The 22642-nt window shown below is 69.7% G+C and carries 16 protein-coding genes and 2 pseudogenes; 8 read left to right on the top strand and 10 right to left on the bottom strand.

Annotated elements, in window-relative coordinates:
• The first annotated feature begins 852 nt into the window (after window positions 1-852).
• Both ACQPYK_RS29280 and ACQPYK_RS29275 read left to right on the top strand, forming a co-directional pair.
• Window positions 853-1311: a hypothetical protein gene (locus ACQPYK_RS29280; RefSeq protein ID WP_433237622.1), complete on the top strand. Its 459-nt coding sequence runs from the start codon at window positions 853-855 to the stop codon at window positions 1309-1311.
• A 379-nt stretch (window positions 1312-1690) separates the two neighbouring features.
• Window positions 1691-2563, top strand: coding sequence for an IS3 family transposase (locus ACQPYK_RS29275; RefSeq protein ID WP_433237619.1), 873 nt, complete (start codon window positions 1691-1693; stop codon window positions 2561-2563).
• 37 nt (window positions 2564-2600) lie between these two features.
• Here ACQPYK_RS29275 and ACQPYK_RS29270 read toward each other — a convergent pair whose 3' ends face one another.
• Window positions 2601-3533 (bottom strand): GlxA family transcriptional regulator, encoded by a 933-nt coding sequence (locus ACQPYK_RS29270; protein ID WP_433237616.1) that lies wholly within the window; start codon window positions 3531-3533, stop codon window positions 2601-2603.
• Window positions 3534-3713: 180 nt separating this feature from the next.
• Between ACQPYK_RS29270 and ACQPYK_RS29265 the strand changes: the two genes are divergently transcribed.
• The 3 genes and pseudogenes from ACQPYK_RS29265 to ACQPYK_RS29255 all read left to right on the top strand — a co-directional run bounded on the left by ACQPYK_RS29265 (window position 3714) and on the right by ACQPYK_RS29255 (window position 7834).
• Window positions 3714-4538 (top strand): dienelactone hydrolase family protein, encoded by an 825-nt coding sequence (locus tag ACQPYK_RS29265; RefSeq protein ID WP_433237613.1) that lies wholly within the window; start codon window positions 3714-3716, stop codon window positions 4536-4538.
• 301 nt (window positions 4539-4839) lie between these two features.
• Window positions 4840-7242 (top strand): annotated as a pseudogene (locus tag ACQPYK_RS29260) (Tn3 family transposase); the annotation flags it as partial.
• 31 nt (window positions 7243-7273) lie between these two features.
• Complete coding sequence (locus tag ACQPYK_RS29255; protein WP_433237610.1) at window positions 7274-7834, top strand: Tn3 family transposase; 561 nt, start codon at window positions 7274-7276, stop codon at window positions 7832-7834.
• 370 nt (window positions 7835-8204) lie between these two features.
• Here ACQPYK_RS29255 and ACQPYK_RS29250 read toward each other — a convergent pair whose 3' ends face one another.
• Window positions 8205-10070: an alpha/beta hydrolase gene (locus ACQPYK_RS29250; RefSeq protein ID WP_433237607.1), complete on the bottom strand. Its 1866-nt coding sequence runs from the start codon at window positions 10068-10070 to the stop codon at window positions 8205-8207.
• Window positions 10071-10230: 160 nt separating this feature from the next.
• Between ACQPYK_RS29250 and ACQPYK_RS29245 the strand changes: the two genes are divergently transcribed.
• The 3 genes from ACQPYK_RS29245 to ACQPYK_RS29235 all read left to right on the top strand — a co-directional run bounded on the left by ACQPYK_RS29245 (window position 10231) and on the right by ACQPYK_RS29235 (window position 12657).
• A complete protein-coding gene (locus ACQPYK_RS29245) occupies window positions 10231-10920 on the top strand; it encodes a response regulator transcription factor (RefSeq protein ID WP_433237604.1) in 690 nt (229 codons plus the stop codon).
• Between the two features lie 10 nt (window positions 10921-10930).
• Window positions 10931-12064, top strand: a complete 1134-nt coding sequence (locus ACQPYK_RS29240; protein WP_433237601.1) for a sensor histidine kinase — start codon at window positions 10931-10933, stop codon at window positions 12062-12064.
• Between the two features lie 98 nt (window positions 12065-12162).
• On the top strand, window positions 12163-12657 hold the full coding sequence (locus ACQPYK_RS29235) for a hypothetical protein (protein WP_433237598.1): 495 nt from the start codon (window positions 12163-12165) through the stop codon (window positions 12655-12657).
• Between the two features lie 523 nt (window positions 12658-13180).
• Here ACQPYK_RS29235 and ACQPYK_RS29230 read toward each other — a convergent pair.
• From ACQPYK_RS29230 to ACQPYK_RS29195, 8 genes and pseudogenes are all read right to left on the bottom strand, one after another.
• Entirely contained in the window at window positions 13181-14278 is a 1098-nt protein-coding gene (locus ACQPYK_RS29230) for an alcohol dehydrogenase catalytic domain-containing protein (RefSeq protein ID WP_433237595.1), read from the bottom strand.
• Window positions 14278-15207, bottom strand: coding sequence for a DMT family transporter (locus tag ACQPYK_RS29225; RefSeq protein ID WP_433237592.1), 930 nt, complete (start codon window positions 15205-15207; stop codon window positions 14278-14280). Before ACQPYK_RS29225 ends, ACQPYK_RS29230 begins: the two co-directional genes overlap by 1 nt.
• A gap of 26 nt (window positions 15208-15233) precedes the next feature.
• Window positions 15234-15845: a glycerol-3-phosphate responsive antiterminator gene (locus ACQPYK_RS29220; protein ID WP_433237589.1), complete on the bottom strand. Its 612-nt coding sequence runs from the start codon at window positions 15843-15845 to the stop codon at window positions 15234-15236.
• A gap of 10 nt (window positions 15846-15855) precedes the next feature.
• Window positions 15856-17409 carry an FAD-binding oxidoreductase gene (locus ACQPYK_RS29215; RefSeq protein ID WP_433237586.1) on the bottom strand — a complete coding sequence of 518 codons (1554 nt, stop codon included), beginning with the start codon at window positions 17407-17409 and terminating at the stop codon, window positions 15856-15858.
• Window positions 17406-19079, bottom strand: coding sequence for a glycerol-3-phosphate dehydrogenase/oxidase (locus ACQPYK_RS29210; RefSeq protein WP_433237583.1), 1674 nt, complete (start codon window positions 19077-19079; stop codon window positions 17406-17408). The genes ACQPYK_RS29215 and ACQPYK_RS29210 overlap by 4 nt, the downstream gene beginning before the upstream one ends.
• Window positions 19076-20602 (bottom strand): FGGY family carbohydrate kinase, encoded by a 1527-nt coding sequence (locus tag ACQPYK_RS29205; protein ID WP_433237580.1) that lies wholly within the window; start codon window positions 20600-20602, stop codon window positions 19076-19078. The genes ACQPYK_RS29210 and ACQPYK_RS29205 overlap by 4 nt, the downstream gene beginning before the upstream one ends.
• A complete protein-coding gene (locus ACQPYK_RS29200) occupies window positions 20599-22035 on the bottom strand; it encodes an MFS transporter (RefSeq protein WP_433237577.1) in 1437 nt (478 codons plus the stop codon). Before ACQPYK_RS29200 ends, ACQPYK_RS29205 begins: the two co-directional genes overlap by 4 nt.
• Window positions 22036-22352: 317 nt before the next feature.
• Window positions 22353-22622, bottom strand: a pseudogene (locus ACQPYK_RS29195) (transposase); the annotation flags it as partial.
• Window positions 22623-22642 lie beyond the last annotated feature (20 nt).

Raw genomic sequence — 22642 nt, 5'->3', positions numbered from 1 at the left:
CCCGGGGACGCCCGCGTTCGGCCGCTCCTCAGGGCAGTGACCTGTGATGATGTGACCCTGGAGGCCGGACAGAGCCATGGTTTCTGTCCGGCCAGCCCTTCAGCACCGGGGATTCATGATCCTTCTCAGCGCCAGCAGCTGTCCGCCGGTTCCTCAGCCCCGTGCCCGTACGACTGATGCCGTCGACGTTGGACCGTTGGGGTGGTCTGGGAGGTTATGCACCCTTGGGTTCACCGAAACCCAAGGTCGTTCATGGCCAGCCGATCTCGGAGCGGTACCAGGCAGTGCCCAGGACACGGCGACGGCGGCCGGCCCGGCCCGGTGAGCGGCTGGGACGCCTGAGCTGGTGTACGGAGCCAACCCCCGCGTGATCAAGCGTTCTCTGTCAGGGCAACGCTCGACACCGGACCAAGGCGTCCATGGACGGGCCGGCCACGCGCCTCCTCATCTTCACCACCACGACAAAAACCTCAACGAAGAGGAAAAGGCTTCACCGATCCCGAGATCCCTTCAACTGCTGAACCGACGTCTTCTGTACGGAGAACGCCCAGATCCTGGAGCTATGGCGACGATGGAGGGCTCAGGGAACTGTGGGGTTATTCCTTAGTAATCAGGGTTACGGTTCGTGTCGCAGCATCCGCCGAACATGGCCTGTCGCCAACGAAGCTGTCACCAGGTATGCGCGGAGACTGTCAGTTCTGCTCAGGGAGCCAGCGAGAGCAAGAGCCGAGAGGTCGGTCAGCGCGATCATGCGGGCTGCAGTCGCCTTGCAAGCGACACCTGGTCAACTACCGGCATCGGAACGAACAAGGCCGGCCCGCCAGGCCCCGCCTATCAGCATGAGGAAGAACGATGGCATCGATCGTCTTCGGGACACTCGCCGTAATCGCATTGATCGTGGCCGTGGTGCTGTTCCTCGTGTTGAGGCGGAAGCCGCACACCCGGGTCGGGGCGTATGTCAGCGCGACGTTCATCCTCCTGGGCGCGGGGATGCTCACCATAGGCTCCATCTCGTTCGCGAGCCTGGAATCCGCCGCGCTGCAGACCTTCACGCCGGAGGAGCGCGCGGCGGCGGTGCCGTGCAACGCGGCGGTCCTGGGGGCCGAGGAGACGTCCAACAAGCTCAACGGACGCTACATCTGGCTGTTGCGGCTCCGCGTGACCCCTCAAGCCGGCAGCCCGTACGAGATCGAGCGCACGGCCCGGCTCACCTCGTCCATGGGGGAACACCTGGAGCAGGGGAGCGTCGTGCTTTCCTGCCTGGTGGCTCCCACCGACCACACCCGGATCGAGATCTCGGCCCTGGCCTGAGCCGTCCATTGGAACGTCCTCCGAGCCGAGTCCAAAGGGGAAGCGCAGCCTGCCCGAGATCCATCCCGATCTGCGGGCCATCGCGGCCGCATCGGCGGCGGGAACACTCGTGGTCTGGTGGCCCGCGTTCACGCTGGGCGCCACAGATTCGCAGAGACTGCGGCTCCTGATCGGGTTTGATCTGGTTTGACGGACATCCGAGATCAGGGGCTCGTCCCCGGAAGGATGTCCATGATGGAGAGCATGGGGAAGAAGAAACCGCGCCCTGGCCGCCCGACTGAACAACCGCCCCCGCAAGTGCCTCGGCTACCGAACCCCGGCCCAATGCGTTGCCTTGACTCTTTGAATCTAAGACGGCTTTCTTCGCGAAGGAGACCCGGTGAGGGCGCACCCCTTCATCGAGGCGGAAAAGCAGAGCGGACACAACGTCAAACGGGCGTGTGAGCTGCTGAAGGTCTCCCGAGCCGCCTTCTATGCCCGCCGCCAGAGCGCTCTTGGTCCTCGTGCGGTGCGTGATGGGCACCTGGCTGAGCGCATCACCGAGGTCCATCGGCACTCGCGCGGCACCTACGGCGCTCCGCGGATTCACGCCGTCTTACAGCGGGAAGGGGCCGGCTGCGGCCGGCGCCGAGTAGCGCGGCTGATGAGAGCGGCCGGGTTGCAGGGCCGTCACCGGCGCCGCCGACAGGTGACCACGATCGCCGACCCGGCCGCGGCCGTTCGGCCTGACCTCATCGGTCGGGAGTTCCAGCCGGATGCGGCCGCGGTCGATACGCGCTGGTGCGGGGACATCACCTACATCCCGACTCAGGAGGGCTGGTTGTATCTGGCGGTTGTCATCGATATCGCCTCACGCCGGGTGGTGGGCTGGGCCACCGCCGATCACCTGCGCACTGAGTTGGTGGCCGAGGCCTTGAGCGCGGCCTGCCGCCGACGTCGCCCCACCCGGGAGGTGATCTTTCATTCGGATCGCGGCTGCCAATACACCAGCGGCGCCTTCGCTGAGCCGGCCGGTCAGCTCGGGGTGCGGCTGTCGGTCGGCCGGACCGGCCAGTGCTGGGACAACGCCCTGGCCGAGTCGTTCTTCGCCACGCTGAAGGGCGAACTGCTCGGCGATCGTCCTTGGCCCAGCCGTGCCGCGGCCCGCAGCGCGATCTTCGAGTTCATCGAGGGCTGGTACAACCTGCACCGGCTACACAGCAGCCTCGGTTACCGTAGTCCCGCCGCCTACGAGGCCGCGTACACGGCCTGACCACCACACCAAAGGTGTCCGTTAAAGCGGAGCAAGCTCACGTCGTCTCCGTTCGTCGGGTTGACCCGTGGTGGTCGCAGCGACGATGGAATATCGCGCGGTACTCCCTCGGCCGCTGGCCCGTGTGTCTGGCAAAGATGCCGCTGAACGCCCCAGGGTCGCGGTACCCGACGTCGGCGGCGATGCTTGCGACGGTCCTGTCGGTCGTCTCCAGCAGGTGTCTGGCTCGACGTACCCGGACCGTCTGCAGGTACGCGAGTGGCGTCTCGCCGGCTTCGTCGCCGAAGCGACGGAGCATGGTTCTCGTGCTTACGTGGAACTCCTGGGCGAGGGTGGGCAGGTCATAGCGAGCACTGAGGTTCTGGTCGAGCCACCGCTTGACGCCGAGCGAGAACTCCCTGCCCACAGTGGGTATGAGCCCCGAGTCGACATAGGGAGCCTGCGTGGAACGTGCATCATCAACAAGCGCGATACGCGCGGTGCTACGGGCGACGCGAGGGCCGTCGTGCTCGCGGATGAGCTGCAGCGCGAAGTCGTACATGGCACTGAAGGCCGCTGTGGTCGTCACCCCCCGGTCGGTCACTACCAAGCTTTCCGGGCGCAGGCGCACGTCGGCGTATCGGCGGGCGAACCGATCCGCGAACAACCAGGACGTGGTCGCTTCGCGCCCGCCGAGCAGTCCGGCTTCAGCGACCAGGAAGGCGCCCACGCAGATCGATACGACAGCGGTCCCCGAGGCCGCCTGCGATCGAATCGACGCTACTTCCGGTCCCAGGTTTGCGAGTGTCGCGTCGAGATCGAGCGTGGGCGAAAGCTCGAAGCCCGGCACGATCATGATGTCTACCGGGCGAACCGCCGAGACGTCGAGGACCGAGCCGCCGGACGCGATCACACGCCGCCGGGGCGAGATGACCGACGTCTCGTAGGCCGGCTGAACTGACCCTTGCGCCGCGGCGATGTGAGTTGCCATTGCCAGAAGGTCGGGGACTCCGAATACCTCCGACGCGAAGCAGCCAGGGTAGGCCAGGACACCAACTCGCAGCGGACTCATGCGGCCCCTCCGGCGTCTTTGAACGGATGGCGATATTACCGGGATACGTGGCGATGCCGCCGCTTCTCAGGAGGGCGGCCACTCATCATCATCTCGGTCATGACAATCATGCGAGGACAGAGCGACCCCTTGGACGACTTCTCGCGGAGAACCGTCAGCGTCGATGACGTCGACAAGACCGTGTACGTTGCCGGGTCAGGACCGGCAGTCATCCTCATGCCTGAGATGCCGGGTATCAGCCCCGACGTCGCGCGGTTCGCGCGTTGGGTGCGTGATGCCGGCTTCTCCGTGTACCTGCCCTCTCTTTTCGGCGTCGACGGTGCTTATCCGCTCGCCGAGGCACGCGAGACCATCGTTCGACGCGCGTGCGTCAGCGCCGAGTTCCGAGCGTTTGCCGGTGGCGGCACCAGCCCCGTCGTCACATGGCTGCGCGGCCTCGCTCGCCTGGCGCACGCCGAGCGTGGCGGGCCTGGCGTCGGCGCCGTCGGTCTGTGTTTTACCGGCAACTTCGCCTTGACCATGGCGCTCGAACCCGCTGTCATCGCACCAGTGGTCAACCATCCGTCGCTTCCGCTCGACGACCCCGGCGGTCTGGAGATCAGCGACGAAGACGCTGCTGCCGTGGCTGAACGCGTAGCGCGAGACGGATTGAAGGTTCTCGCCTACCGCTTCGACAACGACAGGTGGTGCACTGGCCAGCGGTTCGCGGCTTACCGAGCGCTGCTCGGGGACGCATTCGACGGCCGCGTGCTCAAAGCCGAGACGGCGAACACGGACCCTCCGCCCTTCTTCCGTGACGTCGTCGGTTGCGCCCACAGCGTCGTCACGGCACACCTCGTCGACCAGGACGGTCACCCCACCATGCAGGCCCGGAACGAGATCATCGCCTTCCTGGCCGAGCGGCTCGGGACGCGGCCGGAATGAGCCCTTGGCGCTCCGGCACCTGGCGATGCGACGGAGCGCCGCCGCTTCCCGATGCGATCTGGTCGTCGACCTGGGGCCACTCGTGACCGCCCCTCGGCGACCGCGAGGGTTCCCGGTAGTCCTGTAGGAATTTCCGTCGGATATGCCCCTGAGCTGGGGTTAAGCGGGGGCCGATGATCGCCTTCGGAGGCGCTGCCACTACGTTCGGACCGTTTGTCCAGGTTCGTGCGTGGAGTGTGGTTTCGTGTCACAGAAGATGTTCACGGCCGAGCAGCTGGAGCAGCTGTAGTCGTTCCCGGAGATCAGCCGGGAGGAGTTGATCAAGCATTTCACGTTGACGTCGGCGGATCAGGCGTTCGTGGACCCGGGACGGGGCCCAGGCGACAAGCTGGGGCTTGCCGTCCAGCTGGGAACGTTGTCCTGGCTCGGGTTCGTACCGGATGATGTGGCGTCGGTGCCGCCCGCGGCGGTGGCCCGGTTGGCGGAGCAGTTGCGGCTGCATCCGGGAGCGTTGCAGGGATACGGGCGGCGGGACCATACCCGGACCGACCACCTGAAGCTGGTGGTCAAGTATCTGGGCTGGAAGACGACCGCTCCGGGCAGCCAGGCGTTGAAGGAGCTGACCCAGTTCCTGCTGGACAGGGCGATGGAGCATGACAGCCCGACGTTGCTGTTCAATCTGGCGCGGGAGTATCTGATGTCGGCGCACGTGGTGCGGCCGGGTCCGACGGTGCTGGCCAAGATGGTCGGCGAGGCCCGCACCGGAGCGACCGCGCTGACCACGGAGCTGCTGGGGCATCTGCTGACCGAGGAGGTCCGGGCGGACCTGGAGCGGCTGCTGGGCGTGGACATGGGGTTGGGGATGACCCGGCTGGAGTGGTTGCGGCAGGGGGCGCGGGAGGCCACCGCGTCGGCAGTGAAGACGTCGATCGACAAGCTGTTGTGGCTGCGGGCGATCGACGTGCACACCATGGATCTGTCTGCGCTGCCGAACGAGCGGCGCCGGTTCCTGGCGACGGTGGCGCGGAGGTCGACGAACCAGGCACTGGACCGGCGGGAGGAACGCAAGTACCCGATCTTGCTGGCGTTCGTCGCGCAGGCGGCGATCGACCAACTGGACGAGGCCGTCGCCCTGTTCGACCAGGCCGTGTCCGCGCGTGAGTCGCGGGCCAAGACCAAGACCGACGAGGCCTTGGTGGAGCGCGCGAAGAAGGGCGAGGCCCGGCAGCTGCTGATGGACCTGATCCTGCCGGTGCTGGCCGACCCGGCCATCGCGGACGAGCAGGTCGGCGGCATGCTGCGCGAGCAGATCGGCATGCAGCGCCTGAGGGAGATCACCTCGGATGCGCGGAATCCGCTGCCGAAGGACCACGGACGGCTGTCGGAGCTGGACTCCTCCTACTCCTACCTGCGCCAGTTCACCCCGAACGTCCTGGCGGCGGTCGACTTCCAGGGCGGGCCCGGCACCGACGAGCTCATGACGGCCGTGGAGATCTTGAAGAGGCTGAACGAGACAGGCGGCCGCAAGGTGCCGGCGGACGCGCCGACGGGGTTCGTTCCCGCCCGGTACGCCGACTACCTGGACAAGGCCCGTAAGTCCGGCGAGGACACCGCGTTCCGGCACTACTGGGAACTCGTGGTGATCCTGTGCCTGCGGGACGGGCTGCGCTCCGGGGACGTGTTCGTGCCCGGGTCGCGGCGGTACGCCGACCCATCGACGTACCTGTACACCGCCGAGCAGTGGGAGCCGAAACGCGCCGAGTACGCCCAGCTGGTCCGCAAACCACTCAACGGGAAGGACGCGGTCGAGGTCGGCAAGACAGAGCTGCACGCCGCCCTCGCCGATCTGGAGGACACGCTGCGGAACGCGCCACCCGACCAGGCCGGGGCGATCCGGCTGGACGGCGACGGGAACCTGATCGTGCCGCCGCTGTCGGCCGAGGACATCCCCACCGAGGTCAAGCAGCTGCATGACGATCTGGCGGGGATGCTGCCGTTCGCGCCGATCGCCTCGGTGCTGATCGAACTCGACGCCAGGACGGGCTTCGTGGACTGCTTCACCCACGCCGGCGGCCGGAAGCTCGCCAAGTCCGCCGAGACCAAGCGGAACATCTTGGCCTGCCTGATCGGGCTCGGCACGAACTTCGGGTTGGTGCGCATGTCGGAGGCGTGCGGGGTGTCGTATGAGGTGCTGGCGTGGACGATGGAGTGGTACATCCGCGAGGAGACCCTCCGGGACGCCAACACAGTGATCGTGAGCCATCACCACGCGCTGGAGCTGTCGAAGGTGTTCGGCGGCGGCACCATGTCCTCTTCCGACGGGCAACGCTTCCCAGTCCGCGGCAAGTCGTTGACCAGCCGGAACATGACGATTTACGGCGGGCAGGTGCTGTCGTCCTACACTCACGTCTCGGATCAGTGGTCGACGTTCGGCACTCAGCAGTTCGTGCCGACCACTCGCGAGGGCCAGTACATCCTGGATGAGTTCCTCGGCAACAAGACCGATCTCCCCCTCCATGATCACGCAACCGATACGCATGGCGCCACGTTGATCAACTTCAGTCTGTTCGACCTGGTCGGCAAGCGCCTCACCCCCAGGATGCGGGACCTGACGAAGGTCACCCTGGTCCGGGACGACACCCCCACCGTCATGAACCTGCAGTATCCGAACGCCGGGCCGCTGCTGAACGCCCGCTGGGGCGAGGCGCTGGTGGAAGGACACGTGGGACGACCTGATGCGGATGGGCGCCTCCTTGAAGTACGGGCAGGCCACCGCCTCCCTGGTGGTCGGCAAATGGTCGGCCGCGCTGCGCCAGAACACCCTGGCGACCGCGCTCAAGGAGTGGGGACTGCTCAGAAGGACCCTGCACACCGCGCGCTATCTGTCGGACCCGGTCTACCGGCGGCGGATCTCCCGGCAGCTCATCAAGGGCGAATCGTTGCACGCGCTGCGGCGAGACCTGCACTACGCCCAGCAGGGCACCATCACCGCCCGGCCGTACCTGTCCGACCAGACCGAGCAGGCCTGGTGCCTGACCATCTTGACCAACAGTGTGGTGGTTTGGACGACAGAGTATTTCGGGCTCGCGGTGCAGCGGCTGCGTGCGGACGGCAGGACCGTCGAGGATGAGCTGCTCGCCCACATCTCACCCGGCCGCAGCGAGAACATCAACTTCTTCGGGGCGATTCCCGTCGAGGTCGAGGCGGAGCTCGCCAAGCTCGACAACGGCTGGCGGCCTTTGCGGACCCGGCCCGCCGACGGCGGTGGGTGGAGCGGCGGCGTCTTCGGCGAATAGGCCGCGGGGTTGATGAGACCCTGGGCGATGGTTATCTAGGGCTGGAGGACCCTTCCAGCAGGTCAGAGGACGATGATCTCTTCTTTCACGTAGGCCAAGTTGACCGAACGCAGCCCGGGCCCAAGAAGAACCGAGCGTGCGGGCTGTCCCGGTAATCGGCTCTGTCCCGTAATCGGTGGTAGCGCTGAGTGATCACCTGCCGGCCTGCCCTCCTGTGGTAGGTCCACTACCGGCTGGCGGTGGTCGGTGCGATCTGGCCCACCGACGTGCCTCCGTGGAGCCCCGGTGCCTCGGCGGCTGGCTGTGCCGCCATTGGGACCCCTGTGGGGCGCTCGGGGCCGCGAGTGCCCCACAGGGGTGGGGTGGGTCATCAGTATCCGGGGACGTTTACCCGGAACGGTCGGCCGTCGAGGGTGCCGGTGACGGGGGTGGTGTCAGTGGCGGTGAAGGCCTTCCACTGCAGCGTGACCTTGTGGGTCGCGCCGGCGGGGCCGGTGACGGTGAGGTTGGCGGTGGCTTTGTCGCCGGCGACCTTGGCAGTGCCGGTGGCGGCGAGGTCGGCGACGTAGCGGACCTTGTCCAAGGTGATCGTGCCGTCTGTACCGTTGGTGACCTTCCCGCCGCGCAGCCCGGGCTCGGTGTCCGGCCGCGAGGCGCGATGCGGGTTGTGCATGGCTACCGTGTCGGCGGCGGTGGCGAACGCAGCCGCCATGAGTGTGCGCTGCGGAGCGTCGAGCCCGCCGCCGCGGGCGGCCGGTACTGCTGCCGCGGTCGCAGGGAAGCGACCGTGTGCCTGGTAGTTGGCCATCGTGCACGACGTGTCGGACACCCGCCCCGGGTTCTGGATGAACCGGTGCATGATCTGTCGCGCGCACTCGCCACCTGGCCCACGGCCCTCGACCGCAGGGTTGTGGTACCCGGCCTGGACGGTGACCGCCTGGCCGCGGGGGAATGCCCGCGCCGCGGTGCGTGCACCCATGATCGCCTTCGGGTCGAACTCGACGGCGACGGCCAGCATCGGCACCGCCGGCCGGTGCGGCTCGATCGCGTTGTTCTCTCGCGGGGTAGGCCAGCCTGCGCAGAAGTCTGTACCGCTGCCCGCCTCGGCGAGGGTGAACGGCGCGTACCGGTTGCGCTCGGCATGCCAGGTCACCAACTGGCGGCGCCGGGTCGCCTCGTCGGCGGTGCGGTCGTACGGCCAGCGCGGGTCGGAACACAGGTACGCCGTCGTACCGGCCCTATCCGGTGACTCCTTGGACGGCGCTTTGGATCCTGCGCCTTTGTTGCCGGCCAGCGGGGCGGCCCGGTCGAGCACGCGGCGCAGCGGGGCCGGGTCGCCGTCCAGGTATGCGGCGGTGGCCGCGGTCGCGTCGGTGGCGATGGCTGGATCAGAGGTCGACCGCAGCGCCCCGAGCAGTCGCTGTGGGGTCAGCGTCGCGTCGCGGTCGGCGCGTGTCTTCCGCACCACTGCGTCCCAGCGTGCCTGCGGGTCGCCGCCGGCGGTTCGGCGGCAGGCCGACGATCGCTGGCAGGCGCGGGCGTAGTGGTCGATGGCTTCCTGGATCTCCTTGCCTTCCGACTCGCCGAGCTGCCACCGGCCGGCCTTGTCGATTGGGCCGATCATGCTCTCGATGTACAGGGCGCGCACCCGGTCCGGGTAGCGGGTCGTGTAGGCCTGTCCGCTCAGCGCGCCCCAGGACGATCCCACGACGGTTACCTTGGACAAGCCCAAAGCCGCGCGCACCGTCTCCACATCGGCGACGTACTGGTCGCTGCTGAAGAACTGGGCCCTGTCGCCGATCTCACGCGCGCACTGGCTGACCGACTCCGGCTTCCCCTGCTGCAGCGCCTTGCACCGCAGCGGCGCGGATTCGCCCATCCCGCGGAACTCCACGATCATCATGTCCGAGTGGTCCAGCAGAGGCTGGAAGACCTTCCCGAAGGAGTCGACGCGCTCGGCGTTGGGTCCGAGCGGGGCCGGACCGCCGGGCATCGCCAGGATCGAGGTGCGGGCTGGGCGCGATCGGTCGGCCCGCGGGATGTACCCGAACCTGATGGTGATCTTCTCCGACTGCGGATCCTGCCAGTTCAGTGGGACGGTCAGGGTGCCGATGCACCGGCTGGTCGCGGTGGCGCATTCGTGCCGGCCGCCGCTGGCCGCCGCCGTGGCGACCGCCGCCGGCGCGGCGGCGACCAGCATCACCAAGCCGACCAGAATCGTCCTCAGTACACGCATGTGGCCTCCGCCCAAAGGACTCCGGGAATCCGACGGGGCGCTGTTCGTGCTGGTTCGCTGTGGTTCATGTCATTAGTTGAGCCGGCGTGGGTGTTGCCAGCGCGTATGCGGTTTTCGATATGCCGACGATATGCGCCGGCTCGTAGCCTCGGGAGCATGCGTGTTGATCGTCGAGGACGAACCCTTCCTGGCAGAAGCCATCCGCGATGGCCTACGTCTGGAAGCGATCGCCGCCGACCTCGCCGGTGATGGTCACACCGCTCTGGAACTGCTGAGCATCAACGCCTACGACATCGCCGTCCTCGACCGCGACATCCCCGGCCCGTCCGGCGACGAGATCGCCAAACGCATCGTCGCCTCCGGCAGCGGCATGCCCATCCTCATGCTCACCGCTGCCGACCGGCTCGACGACAGAGCCTCCGGGTTCGAACTCGGCGCCGACGACTACCTCACCAAGCCCTTCGCGCTCCAAGAACTCGTGCTCCGTCTCAGAGCGCTCGACCGCAGGCGCGCCCACCACAGACCACCCGTGCGAGAGATCGCCGGCCTGCGTCTGGATCCGTTCCGCCGCGAGGTCTACCGCGACGACCGCTACGTCGCGCTCACCCGGAAACAGTTCGCCGTGCTCGAAGTCCTCGTCGCTGCCGAAGGCGGTGTCGTCAGCGCCGAAGAACTCTTGGAGCGAGCGTGGGATGAGAACGCCGACCCCTTCACCAACGCCGTGCGCATCACTGTCTCGGCACTGCGCAAACAGCTCGGCGAACCCGGGATCATCGCCACCGTGGCCGGCGCCGGGTACCGCATCGGCACTCAACCAGACACTGGACGTGAGGGAGGCGACCGTGGATAGAGCGCCTGGGTTGAGTGTTCGCCTCAAACTCACCCTCAGCTACGCCGGATTCCTCATGCTCGCAGGTGCTTTGCTGCTCGCCGCCGTGTTGGTCTACTTCCTGCGAGGCCTACCCGAAGATCGAGGCCTACCCGAAGATGCGGTCTACACCACCGGTGACTTGATGATCGACCGCTCCGCCATCCTGCGTTCGTTCACTCCGGTCGCGGCCATCGTGTTGGCGTTCCTGCTGGTATTCGGTCTCCTGGGAGGATGGATTCTCGCCGGCCGGATGCTCGCCCCCCTGACCCTCATCACGGACGCTACACGCATGGCCGCGAACGGGTCACTTTCCCACCGGATCCAGTTGGAAGGCCGCAAAGACGAGTTCCGCGAACTCGCCGACGCCTTCGACAACATGCTCGCCCAGCTCGAAGCACACGTCGCCCAACAGCAGAGATTCGCAGCCAACGCCTCGCACGAACTGCGCACCCCACTGGCGATCTCGCAGTCACTTCTCGACGTGGCCCGCAATGATCCGACACACGACCCTGGCGAACTCGTCGACCGTCTTCACGCCGTCAACGCTCGAGCGATCGACCTCACTGAGGCGCTACTCGTGCTCAGCCGCGCTGGCCAGAGGTCCTTCACCCGAGAACCTGTTGACCTGTCCCTACTCGTAGAAGAGGCCACCGAAACACTGCTCCCGCTCGCCGAGAAACGCGGTGTCACCATCGATACCTCCGGTGACATCACACCGGCTATCGGGTCGCAAGCGCTCCTGCTGCAGATGACGATGAACCTTGTGCACAACGCCATCGTGCACAATCTGCCCGAACAAGGCACTGTGTGGGTCAAGACCAGCGTCCGCCCCGAGACCGTGCTGCTCACGGTCGAAAATAGCGGCGAGAAACTCTCCCCGCAGTTGGTCTCGACACTCACCGAACCGTTTCAGCGCGGCACCGAACGAATATGCAACGACCACGCAGGCGTCGGCCTCGGCCTGGCAATCGTCAAGAGCATTACCCAAGCACACGACGGATCCCTCACCATCATCCCGCGCCCTGCGGGCGGACTCCGTATCGTCGTTCAACTGCCTACCCCCCACCACCACATACAGCCAAATAGTCAGGTACCGCAAACGTGGTCACGTACGGCCACATAACCGGGATTATCGCCAGGCTGCGATCGACGCATTAAAACATATCGTCGCGATGCGCCTTCTTATCGCATTGCATAGATACGTTTTGATAGCGCCCTCGTATGCCCGACACCCCACCCGCCCCCGCCGGCCCGCCCACCGACGCGGCGGACGCCACCGCCCCGGCCCGGCCCGGCATCGACCCCGCCCCGCACGGCCGCTGCGCCTGGGACGAGCGGCCGCTGCCGCCCGCCACCGGCAAGCGCACCCGCGCCGACACCCTGGCCACCCAGCCGGCCGCCGCCCAGGACGACGGCCGCCGAGCCCGCGCCGAAACCGATGCGGTGCGCGCCGAGCTCGACGAGCTGCGCCACACCGGCGACGAGCAGCTGCGCGCCCTGCGCACGCAGCTGGATGACGCCCGCGCCCAAGGCGCGACCAGCGCCACCGAGTTGGTCCGACTGCAGACACTGCACGAGGCCGCCCAGGACCGCATCACCGACCTGCGCGGCCAGGGCGACGACCTCAAGGCCCAGCGCGAGGCCCTGCGCGCCGAGGTGCGCGAGCTACGCGCACGCCTCGACTCCGCCACCACCCGGCCCGGAGCAGAAGAATGAGCCGGACCCCGCCCGGGACCGGGCGGACCATTCCTACCATGGTCATCAGCCGGCGAAAGGACCAACTCCGCATGGCTTCTCGGGGTCCCGGTAGTTTCGGCGAAATTTTCAACGCATATGCAGGCCGGGGTCCCCGTAGAAATCTTCGAGCACGGCCGGGGAGACCGACCGCTGACCTGCATATCCGTTGTTTTCTGCTCCGTTCCTACCGGGACCACTGGAGAGCTCGGGATGTGCTCGCCCAGAAGCGGAGCCAGCAGGCGATTGGCCTCCTCGTTCCAGGCAGTAGCCCAGGCGATGTCGAAGACCTGCCTGAGTTCGTTGACCCACTCTCCGTGTGCCGGGCACAGGCGGACCGTTTCCTCCCCAGGAACAGGTCGTGTTCGGTGAACCCTGCCGGGCATTCGGAGGTGCCGTAGGGGTTGAGTACGCCATCGACATCGACGAGCAGAACGGGGCGTGGCATGAGTCCAGTATGGGTTCGGCCCTGCCCGGGCGGGCGCAGCCTCCGGCCCGGCGGTCGTCAGTCGAAGACGATCAGTTGCCGTAGCGCGTCGCCGCCGGCGAGCTGGTCCATCGCCTCGTTGATCTCCGTCAAGCCGATCCTGGCCGAGACCAGCTTCTCCACCGGCAGCCGTCCCTCCCGCCACATCCGCGCGAACACCGGGATGTCGCGGGAGGGCAGCGCCGAGCCCAGGTAGCTGCCGACAATACTGCGCCCGCTGGCTACCAGCGCGAGCGGCGAGATCGAGGCGCGGGCGTCGGGCGCGGGCAGGCCCACGCTGACGGTCCGGCCGCCGGGGGCCGTCGCGGTCACCGCCGTCTCGAACGCCCGCGCACTGCCCGCCGCCTCCACCACGACGTCCGCCTCGCCCGGCAGGTCGGCCGGGCCGTACACCTCGTGCGCGCCCAGCTCGCGGGCGGTGGCGAGCTTGGCCGGGTTGGCGTCGACGCCGATCACCCGGACGTTGTCGAGGGCCAGCGCGGTGAGCAGCGCCGCCATGCCCACGCCTCCCAGGCCGACGACCGCGACCGTCTGTCCCGGGCGCGGCCTGCCGACGTTGAGCACGGCGCCGCCGCCGGTCAGCACCGCGCACCCGAGCAGGGCGGCGACCTCGGGCGGCACGTCGGCCTCCACCGGGACGACCGAGCGCCGGTCCACAACCACGTGCGTGGCGAACGCCGACACCCCGAGGTGGTGCAGCACCGGAACCCCGTCCCTGTGCTGGCGGACCGCGCCGCTCAGCAGGGTGCCGTCATTGTTGGCGGCGCTGCCCGGGACGCAGGGCGTGACGCCCTCGGTGGCGCAGCCGTCGCAGCCGCCGCACCTGGGCAGGAAAGTCATCACGACGCGCCGCCCGGGGACGAGGTCGTCGACGCCGGGGCCCGTCCGCTCCACCACGCCCGCCGCCTCGTGGCCGAGCAGCATGGGCAGGGGACGCACCCGGTTGCCGTCCGCCACCGACAGGTCCGAGTGGCACACGCCCGCCACCTCCACCCGTACCAGCAGTTCGCCCGGCCCCGGCGGGTCGAGTTCGAGGTCGCAGACCGACAGTGGCCGTGACCTGGCGTAGGGCCGGGACCGGCCGATCTCCTCCAGGACCGCGCCGCGAATGCGCATCAGTTCACCCTTCTTCGTGTCGAGAGGTTGGCCAGCAGCACCCCGCAGCCGCCCAGGACGAGCCCGGCGACGGCGAGCGGCGGCAGCGGCTGCCCGGCCAGCGACCAGGCCAGTACGGCGGTCACCGCCGGGGTCAGGAAGAACACCGTGCTCACCCGGCTGGCCGGTGAGCGCTGCAACATCCGGTTGAGCAGGATGAACGCCGCGATGGAGTTGACCAGCGCCATCCAGCCGACCGACAGCCCGAAGGCCGTCCAGTCCGACACCCGTACCGGGCCGAGCGCCAGGCAGGCCAGCCCGGCGGCGGGGGCGCTGACGAGCAGTTGCATCGCGGTGCCGCTCAGCGCGTCCATGCGGGGTGCGTAGCGCTGCTGGTAGAGGGTGCCCGCGCTGAGCCCGGCCAGCCCGAGCAGGCACAGCGCCACCCCGGAGACGGACAGGCTGATCCGGTCGGCCACCGCCAGCACCACCCCGGCCAGGCCGAGCGCGAACCCGGCCCACTGCCCGGCGCCGACCCGCTCGCCCAGCACCCGGCCGACCAGCAGGATGACCACCGGGTTCAGCCCCTGCACCAACGACACGACCGCGGCCGGCAGGCCCGCGCCGAGCGCGCTGTAGAAGGCGCCGAACTGCACGGCCTGGATCAGCAGCCCGGCCACGGCCACGTGCGCCAGGTCCCGCCCCCGGGGCCACGGCACCCGTCTGACCAGCGCGTACGCCCCCAGCAGCACCCCGGCGATGGCGAACCTGCCGAACATCAGCAGCAACGGCGGCGCCGCCCTGACCCCGGGGATGCCCGCGATGAACGCGCTGCTCCACAGGACGACGAACACGGCGGGCGCCGCCGGCCCCCGCCAACCGGCCCCCCACCGGGCTCGCCGGACGGGCGCGGCGGGGGAGGCGGTCTCCCGCACGCGGGCAGGCGTCATCGCATGGTCCTTCCGGATGAGACGGATCAGGAGGCGCGCAGGGCCGAGCGGCGCAGCCCCCACAGCTCCTCGTCGGAGGTGCACACGCCGACGGCCCCGTGCCGCAGCGCCTCCAACACGTCGTCGGCGCTCTGCACGAACCCCGCGGCCAGGCACGGCACCCCGACCGCCCTGACCTGCGGCGCGACGTGCCGCATCACCATGGCCGGCATGAGCTGCACGAGGTCAGGCCGCGACCGCGTGATGGACTGCATGCTGCGCCGCAGGTTCGACCGGTCGGTCACGAACACCTTCTGCATGGTCAACAGCCCGAGCCCGGCGGCCCGCTCGATCATCGCCTGCCGGGTGGAGCAGATCCCGACCGCCCCGATCCCCTGCAGAAACGCCAGCGCGCCGGGATCGTGCCCCAGGCCGGGCGTCGAGTCGATGTTGACGAACCCGATCTTCTGGGCGGCCACCGTGCGCTTGACCGTGGCCGCCAGGTCGCCGAGCGGGATCGAGGCCAGGATGCCGAGCGGCGTGGGGGAGGAGGCGAACCGCTCGACCATCTCCACCCCCACCAGCGACGCGGCGACGGGATGCTCGGCCAGGGCGGCGAGCAGGCGCCGATCCATCGGGCCCTTGTGGCGAGAGTTCACCGCATCCACCTTAGTGCGCCGTGTTTTCGAAGGACGCGGGCAGGCCCAGCTTGCCGGGGTTCATGATGCCCCGCGGGTCGAGCGCCTGCTTGACCGCCACCAGCGTGGGGTAGCCGCTGCCCAGCGCGTCCCGCATGTACGGCGAGCGCAGCAGGCCGACGCCGTGGTGGTGGCTGATCGCCGCGCCGTGCTTGACGAGCACCGCGGCGGCGGCGTCCCAGGCGGCCCGGTACCAGGCGCGCCGCTGGTCGCGTTCGACGTCGCCGCGCAGCGAGAAGTACAGGCACGCGCCGTCGGTGTAGGCGTGCGACTGGTGGGCCGAGGCGCGCAGCGTGCCGGGGACGGCCTCGATGGCGGCCACGACCTCGTCGTACAGGGTGGGCAGCGCGGTCCACGGCCCGGCGATCTCGCAGGTGTCGGAGACGAACCCCGGCCCCCGGACGAAGCCGTCGGCGGCCTTGCCGACGATCATCCGCTCGTCCAGCCAGCGGGCGAAGACGGCGTCGCCGTCCAGCGTCACCGACGCGCGTTCGGCGCAGACCTCGGCGGCGATCTTCATGACGGCGTCGACCAGCACCGGGTCGCCCTCGTCGGCGATGAGCAGCAGGTTGGTGCCCGGCTCGCCGAAGTGGGTGCCGCTCTCGTGCCGGTCGTACAGGCGCAGCGCGGCCGGGGTGGCGCCGCGCTGCAGGATCTCCCGGCACGCGTCGAGCCCGGCGGCGAAGGTGTCGAAGCCGTAGGCGATGCCCGCGGCGTAGTCGGGCAGCCGGTGCGTACGCAGCCGCAGCCGGGTGATCACGCCGAGCGTGCCCTCCGAGCCGATGAACAGCTGCCGCAGGTCGGGGCCCACCGCGGCGCGCGGGTAGGTCCCGTAGCTGGCGGTGGTGCCGTCGGGCAGCACCACGTCCAGCCCGACCACCATGTCCTCGATCTTGCCGTAGCGGGTGGAGAGCTGGCCCGCGCCGCGGCAGGCGGCCCAGCCGCCGACGGTGGAGATGGCGAACGCCGACGGCCAGTGGCCGGTGGTGGCGCCGTGCGTCTCCTGGAGCTCCTTCTCGAACAGGTCGCCGAACATGCCCGCCTGCACCTCGACGATCATGGACTCGGCGTCGTAGGACAGGATGCGGTTGAGTCGGCACACGTCCAGCACGACGCCGCCGTGCACGGGCAGCGCGGCGCCCAGCACGTTGCTGCGGCCGGCCGAGACGGTCAGCGGGAGGCGGTGCTCGTGGCAGATCCGCACGACGGCGGCCACCTGCTCCTCCTCGTCCACCTCGACGACGACCGCCTCCGGCGTGGCCGGGCGGCCGTCGGTCTCGCCGATGGAGGTGCCCGCCCACCAGTCGCGGGTACGCAGGATCACCTCGTCGCGGTCGGTGTGCACGGCGGCGCTGACCGCGCGCAGCTCGGCGACCACGCTCTCGGGGACCGGCACGACCTGGCCCTGAAGGCTGGCCGGGCCCGTTCCCGGCGGGCAGTCGGCGGCCCAGCGCGGCGGGGTGGGCGCGCCCACGACGTAGTCGCCGTGGTTGAACGGGTGGGTGACGGTCTGCCTGCTGATCATGAAAGTCCCTCCATCAGAACGCTCTTCTCGCGGTCCACGCCGCGTACGTAGTCCTCGACCTGCCTGGCCACCTCGTCGTCGGAGAGGCCGAGCTCCCGCTGGAGCAGCCGGCCCACCTCGGGAGCCGCCTTGACCGACAGGTCGCGGGCGAAGACCCGCATCCGGGTGCGCCGCGACAGCACGTCGTCCACGTTCCTGGCCAGCTCGCACCGGGCGGAGTAGACCACCTCGGCCCGCAGGTACTCGCTGCCCTCGACGACCGGCCCGGCCAGCGACGGGTCGTCGGTGATCAGGTCGGCGACGAACCGGGCCTCGGTGCCGTACCGCTCGCCCAGGTGGGCGCCGAGCCCGCCGGTCGCGGTCGTCGCCTCGGCGTCGTAGCCGGCGCCGCCGAGCAGCGGCAGCCGCGCGGTGCGGCAGCGCGCCTGGCGGCCGAGCACCTTCAGCGCCTCGTCCACCGCCAGCTCGCCCATGTGCCTGCTGGTGGTCAGCTTGCCGCCGGTCACCGTGACCAGGCCGAAGCCGTCGGTGGTGATCTGGTGGTCGCGGCTCATGTCGAGCGTGGCGCCCTCCTTCTCGCCGACCAGCGGGCGCAGCCCGGCGATCGAGCCGATCACGTCGTCCGGGGTGAGCTCGGCGTCGAAGGCGGTATTGGCGCCGTCGAGCAGGTACTGCATCTCCTCGCGGGTGCACAGCACCTCGTCGGGCGAGCCGTCGTAGTCGGTGTCGGTGGTGCCGACCACGACGACGTCGCCCCAGCGGGTGCAGGTGGCACGGCGGGCTCGGCCGGGCACAGGGACGGTCACCGTGCCGTCCACCGGCAGCCGCGTCCATGGCACCACGATGTGCACGCCCTTGGCGGGCCGCACCCGCGGCCGGTGTCCCGGGTCGGACAGCGCGTCCAGGGTGTCGGTCCACACGCCGGTGGCATTGACGACGACCCCGGCGCGCACCTCGACCGTGCGGCCGTCCACCTCGACGCGGGCGCCGCGCACCCGGCCGCCCTCCTTGACCAACTCGCGGCAGGTGGCGCCATTCAGCACGGTGGCGCCGAAGTGGGCGGCGGTCCTGGCGATGGCCAGGGTCAGGCGGGCGTCGTCGGTGCGGCTGTCGTAGTAGAGCAGGCCGCCCTTGAGCCGGTCGGCGCGCAGGCGCGGGGCCCTGGCCAGCACCTCGGCCACGTTGAGCCGCTGGTGCAGGCGGCCGATGCGCCAGCCGCCCGCCAGGTCGTAGGTCCACAGCAGGCCCTCGAACGCCTTGGCGATGCGCGCGTCGAAGACGCCGCCCTGGGCGAGGATCGGCAGCACGAACGGCAGCCGCCGCACCAGGTGCGGCGCGTTGCGGCGGAAGCGCTGGCGCTCCAGCAGCGAGCGGCGCACCAGCGGCAGGTTGCCCTGCTCGATGTAGCGCAGGCCGCCGTGCACCATCTTGGAGGACTTGGAGGAGGTGCCCGAGGCGAAGTCGTCGCGTTCCACCAGCGCCACGCTGAGCCCGCGGGTGGCGGCGTCCAGCGCGGCGTAGCAGCCGGTGACGCCGCCGCCGACGACGAGCACGTCCACCGGCCTGGCGGCCAGCCGCTCGATCTGCGCCTGACGGTCCAGCCGCAGCGGGGTGCGCCGGATGGCGCTTCTGGTCTCCGATCTGGGCTTGCGTTCTGGAAGCCGGATCACGAGGGGGACTCCTCCTGTGGGTACGAGATGTGCCGGGCGAGCAGGTCGCGCCAGGCGGCACGGGCCTCCTCGCGGGCGGCGTCGGGCAACGTGGGCTCGAAGACGGGGACGTCGCCGAGCCCGGCGAGGGCGGCGGGCAGGTCGGGCCAGAGCCCCGCGCGCACGCCCCCGAGGTAGGCGGCGCCGCGCAGGCTGGCCGTCTCGTTGGCGCGGGCGCGGCGGACCGGCCGCCCGATGAGGTCGGCCTGGCTCGCCATCAGCACGTCGCTGCTGGCCAGGCCGCCGCCGCAGAACAGGTCGGTGACCGGTGCGCCGAGCGCCTGCTCCACCCCGTCGAGCAGGTCGCATACGGAGTGCGCGATGCCCTCCAGGACGCCCTGGGCCAGCTCGGCCCTGGTGGTGGACAGGCTGAGCCCGGTCAGGACGCCGGTGGCCTCGGGCGACCAGACCGGGGTGCGCATCCCGGCCAGCGCGGGCAGGAAACGCACCCGGCTCGGCCCGGGATGCTCGCGGGCGAGCGCGGCCAGCTGGGCGGGCGAGTCGAACAGCCCGATCTCCTCGCACAGCCAGCGCACCGCCGAGCCGGTCGTGGCGGCGTAGCCCTCCAGGCTGAACACCGCCGCGCCGCGCGAGCGCCAGCCGACGAGCGTCAGCACCCCCGGCACCGCACGGCGATGCGCGGGCGGCCGGTCACCGGCGACGGCGTCCAGGAACGTTCCGGTGCCGTGCACGCACATGGCCTGGCCGGGCCGGTGCGCGCCGAGCGCGATCATCGCGGCGTGCTGGTCGCCCATCACCGACAGCACCGGCAGCCGTACGCCGAGCACCGACGGGTCGGTGTGGCCGTAGTCGCCGTCCTCGTCCAGGATCCACGGCAGCACGTCGCGGGGGCAGCCGAGGAAGTCCGCCCACGGCTCGTACCAGTCGCCGGTGCGCAGGTCGTAGGCGCCGGCGGCGACCGCGTTGGTGGCGGACATGACGTGCCGCGCCCCGCCGGTGAGCCGCCACACCAGCCAGGTGTCGACCGACCCGAACGCCACCCGTCCCGCCTCGTGCGCCCGGCGTACGGCCGGGTCGTCGCGCAGCACGTCGGCGGCCCACAGCAGCGGGGCGCGCGAGCCGACCGGCCGGCCGGTGTGCTCGACCAGCCGGGCGTCCCAGCCGGGCTCCCACGCCCGCAGCCGGGCGGCGTACCGGCGGTCCTGCCAGACCACGGCGGGGGTGAGCGGCTCGCCGGTGATGGTGTCCCACAGCAGCACGGTGGCGCGCTGGGTGGCGATCGACACGCCGGTGACCTCGACGTCGTGCGCCCGTGCCCATTCCAGGGCCTCCCAGCAGACCTGGGCGGTCTTCGTCCAGATCTCCATGGCGTCCTGCTCGACCCGCAGGTGGTCGGGGGAGTGGACCGAGATGGGCCGGTAGGCGGGCGGGGCCGCGGCGCCGTCGTCCAGGACGACCGCGGCGCGCGTGCCCGTGGTGCCCTCGTCGATGCTGAGGATCCCCCATCGGGTACGGCCGGTCATCGGCGCTCGTCCCCCTTCGGCAGCGCGATCTCCTCCTCCTCCAGGTTGACCGCCACGCGGGTGGGGTCCCACTTGATCAGCAGGCAGGTGACCAGGCCGGCCAGCGGCACCACCGACAGCACCATGAGGCTGGCGCCGACCCCGATGCCCGCCTGCAACTGTGGGAACAGGTACAGGCCCGCGACCGAGCCGAGGCTGCCGAGCATGCCGGTCACGCCGGTGCCCAGGGTCCGGATGTCGCTGCGGTAGGACAGCGCGGCGATCGACTTGCCGTTCGGGCCCGGCCCGGCGGAGTGGAAGAAGATGAACAGCACCGGCAGCAGCGCGGCCAGCGCGACCGGCAGCTCCTTGAACGTCGCGCCCATCACCAGCAGGGCCACGAACACCACCGCGTACCCGACCATCGAGCTGATCCGCAGGCCGAGGCGGCGGCCCACGTAGGCCGACAGGCAGCCGCCGACGATGCCGACCGCGTTGAACGCCATCGCCCCGATCGTGGCCTTCTCGAACTCCTTGCCGAACAGCTCCAGGCTGATCACCGGCAGGTACCAGCCAACCGCGAAGTACTGCATGGCCTGGGTGAGCGAGATGACCGTGGACAACACCGTGCGCGGCAGGTACGGCCTACGGAACAGCACGCCGGCGTCGGTCATCCCCACCTGCCGGGCCTGCTCGGCCGGGCCGCCGGTCTGCCCGGCGTCCTCCTGGACGGCGAAGCCGTACATGCGGCGCAGGGCTGCGGCGGACTCGCGCAGCCGTCCGTTGGCGGCCAGCCAGGTCGGGCTCTCCACCAGGAACGTCAGCTGCAGGACCAGCAGCACGACGGCGAAGGCGGCCGAGGAGGCCACCGACCAGCGCCAGATGTCCGCGCCCACGTCGAAACGGTAGAACAACAGCGTGAGCAGCAGGTTCGTGGTGGTGGCGGTGTACCAGACGCCTTGCCAGAAGTTGAGCCTGCCCTTGAGCGTGGACGGGGTGTACTCGGCCAGCAGCGCCATGGCCACAGCGAAGTCGATGCCGTACGCGATGCCGACCAGGCCGCGGCCGGCGAAGACGGTCTGGAAGTCGGAGCCGGCCGCGGTCAGCAGCGCGCCGAGCGCGAAGATCACCTTGGTCAGCAGCAGCGGCTTGACCCGGCCGATCCGGGCGGCCAGCCAGCCGCCGAACGGGTTGGAGATGATGGCGATGGCCGGCGCCATGGCGGTGAGCATGCCGACCTGGCCCGGCGACAGGGCGAGCTGCTTGACCATGGGCGACAGACCGGCGCCCAGGGCCGCGTTGGAGTAGGCGTCCAGGAACAGGCCCGCCAGGGCGAGGAACCAGATCCAGCTCGCCCGGCCGGCCAGACGCGTCAGGGTGTTGATGACGTCGGCCGCGTCTCCGGCGTTGCGGATCCGCGTGATGGAGGTGTTCTGCACGGGGGCGTCGCTCATGCCCAGCCGCCTTTCAGGGGGGTGTGATCCCTTGCCAGCGGTCCGGGTACGACAAAGGCACAGACGAAGACCACTGACAGGGATCTCTTCGTCTGTGCCTGCCGATTGACGGGACACTATGTGCGGGTTATCCGGTGTGTCAAGCAGTCACGGTCGTATCGCCGTAGCTCGCACGGCCCTTCCCGGCGCACCGGCCGGCCAGGAACCCCTGACCTCCCACCGGCCGCGCGCACACGACCCACTTGCCCGCGGCCTTCACACCGGTCACGTCCAGCGAAGTGGTGTACGAGTTGACCTTCGCGTGATCCTTTTGCAGGTTAAGCGGTAAGTGTCTGTGGCAGTGGGTGCTGCTGCGGTGTGTCGCCGGTGATCACCCGCATGCGGGCCTTGGCCAGGACGGCCAGGCCCATATGGCGGCGGGCCTCGGTCCACTCGTCGGTCTGCTCGGCCAAAACCGCGCCGACAAGCCGGATGATCGCGCTGCGGTCGGGGAAGATCCCGACCACATCGGTGCGGCGGCGGACCCCCTTGTTCAGCCGCTCTTGCGGGTTGTTCGACCAGACCTGCTTCCAGACCTCGCGTGGGAAGACGGGCCTTGCCCCCGATG

The sequence above is a fragment of the Streptosporangium sp. CA-135522 genome (assembly GCF_050949235.1).
Lineage (GTDB): Bacteria > Actinomycetota > Actinomycetes > Streptosporangiales > Streptosporangiaceae > Streptosporangium.
The sequence above is the reverse complement of the archived record's forward strand: the minus strand, read 5'-3'. Positions and strand labels throughout refer to the sequence as shown.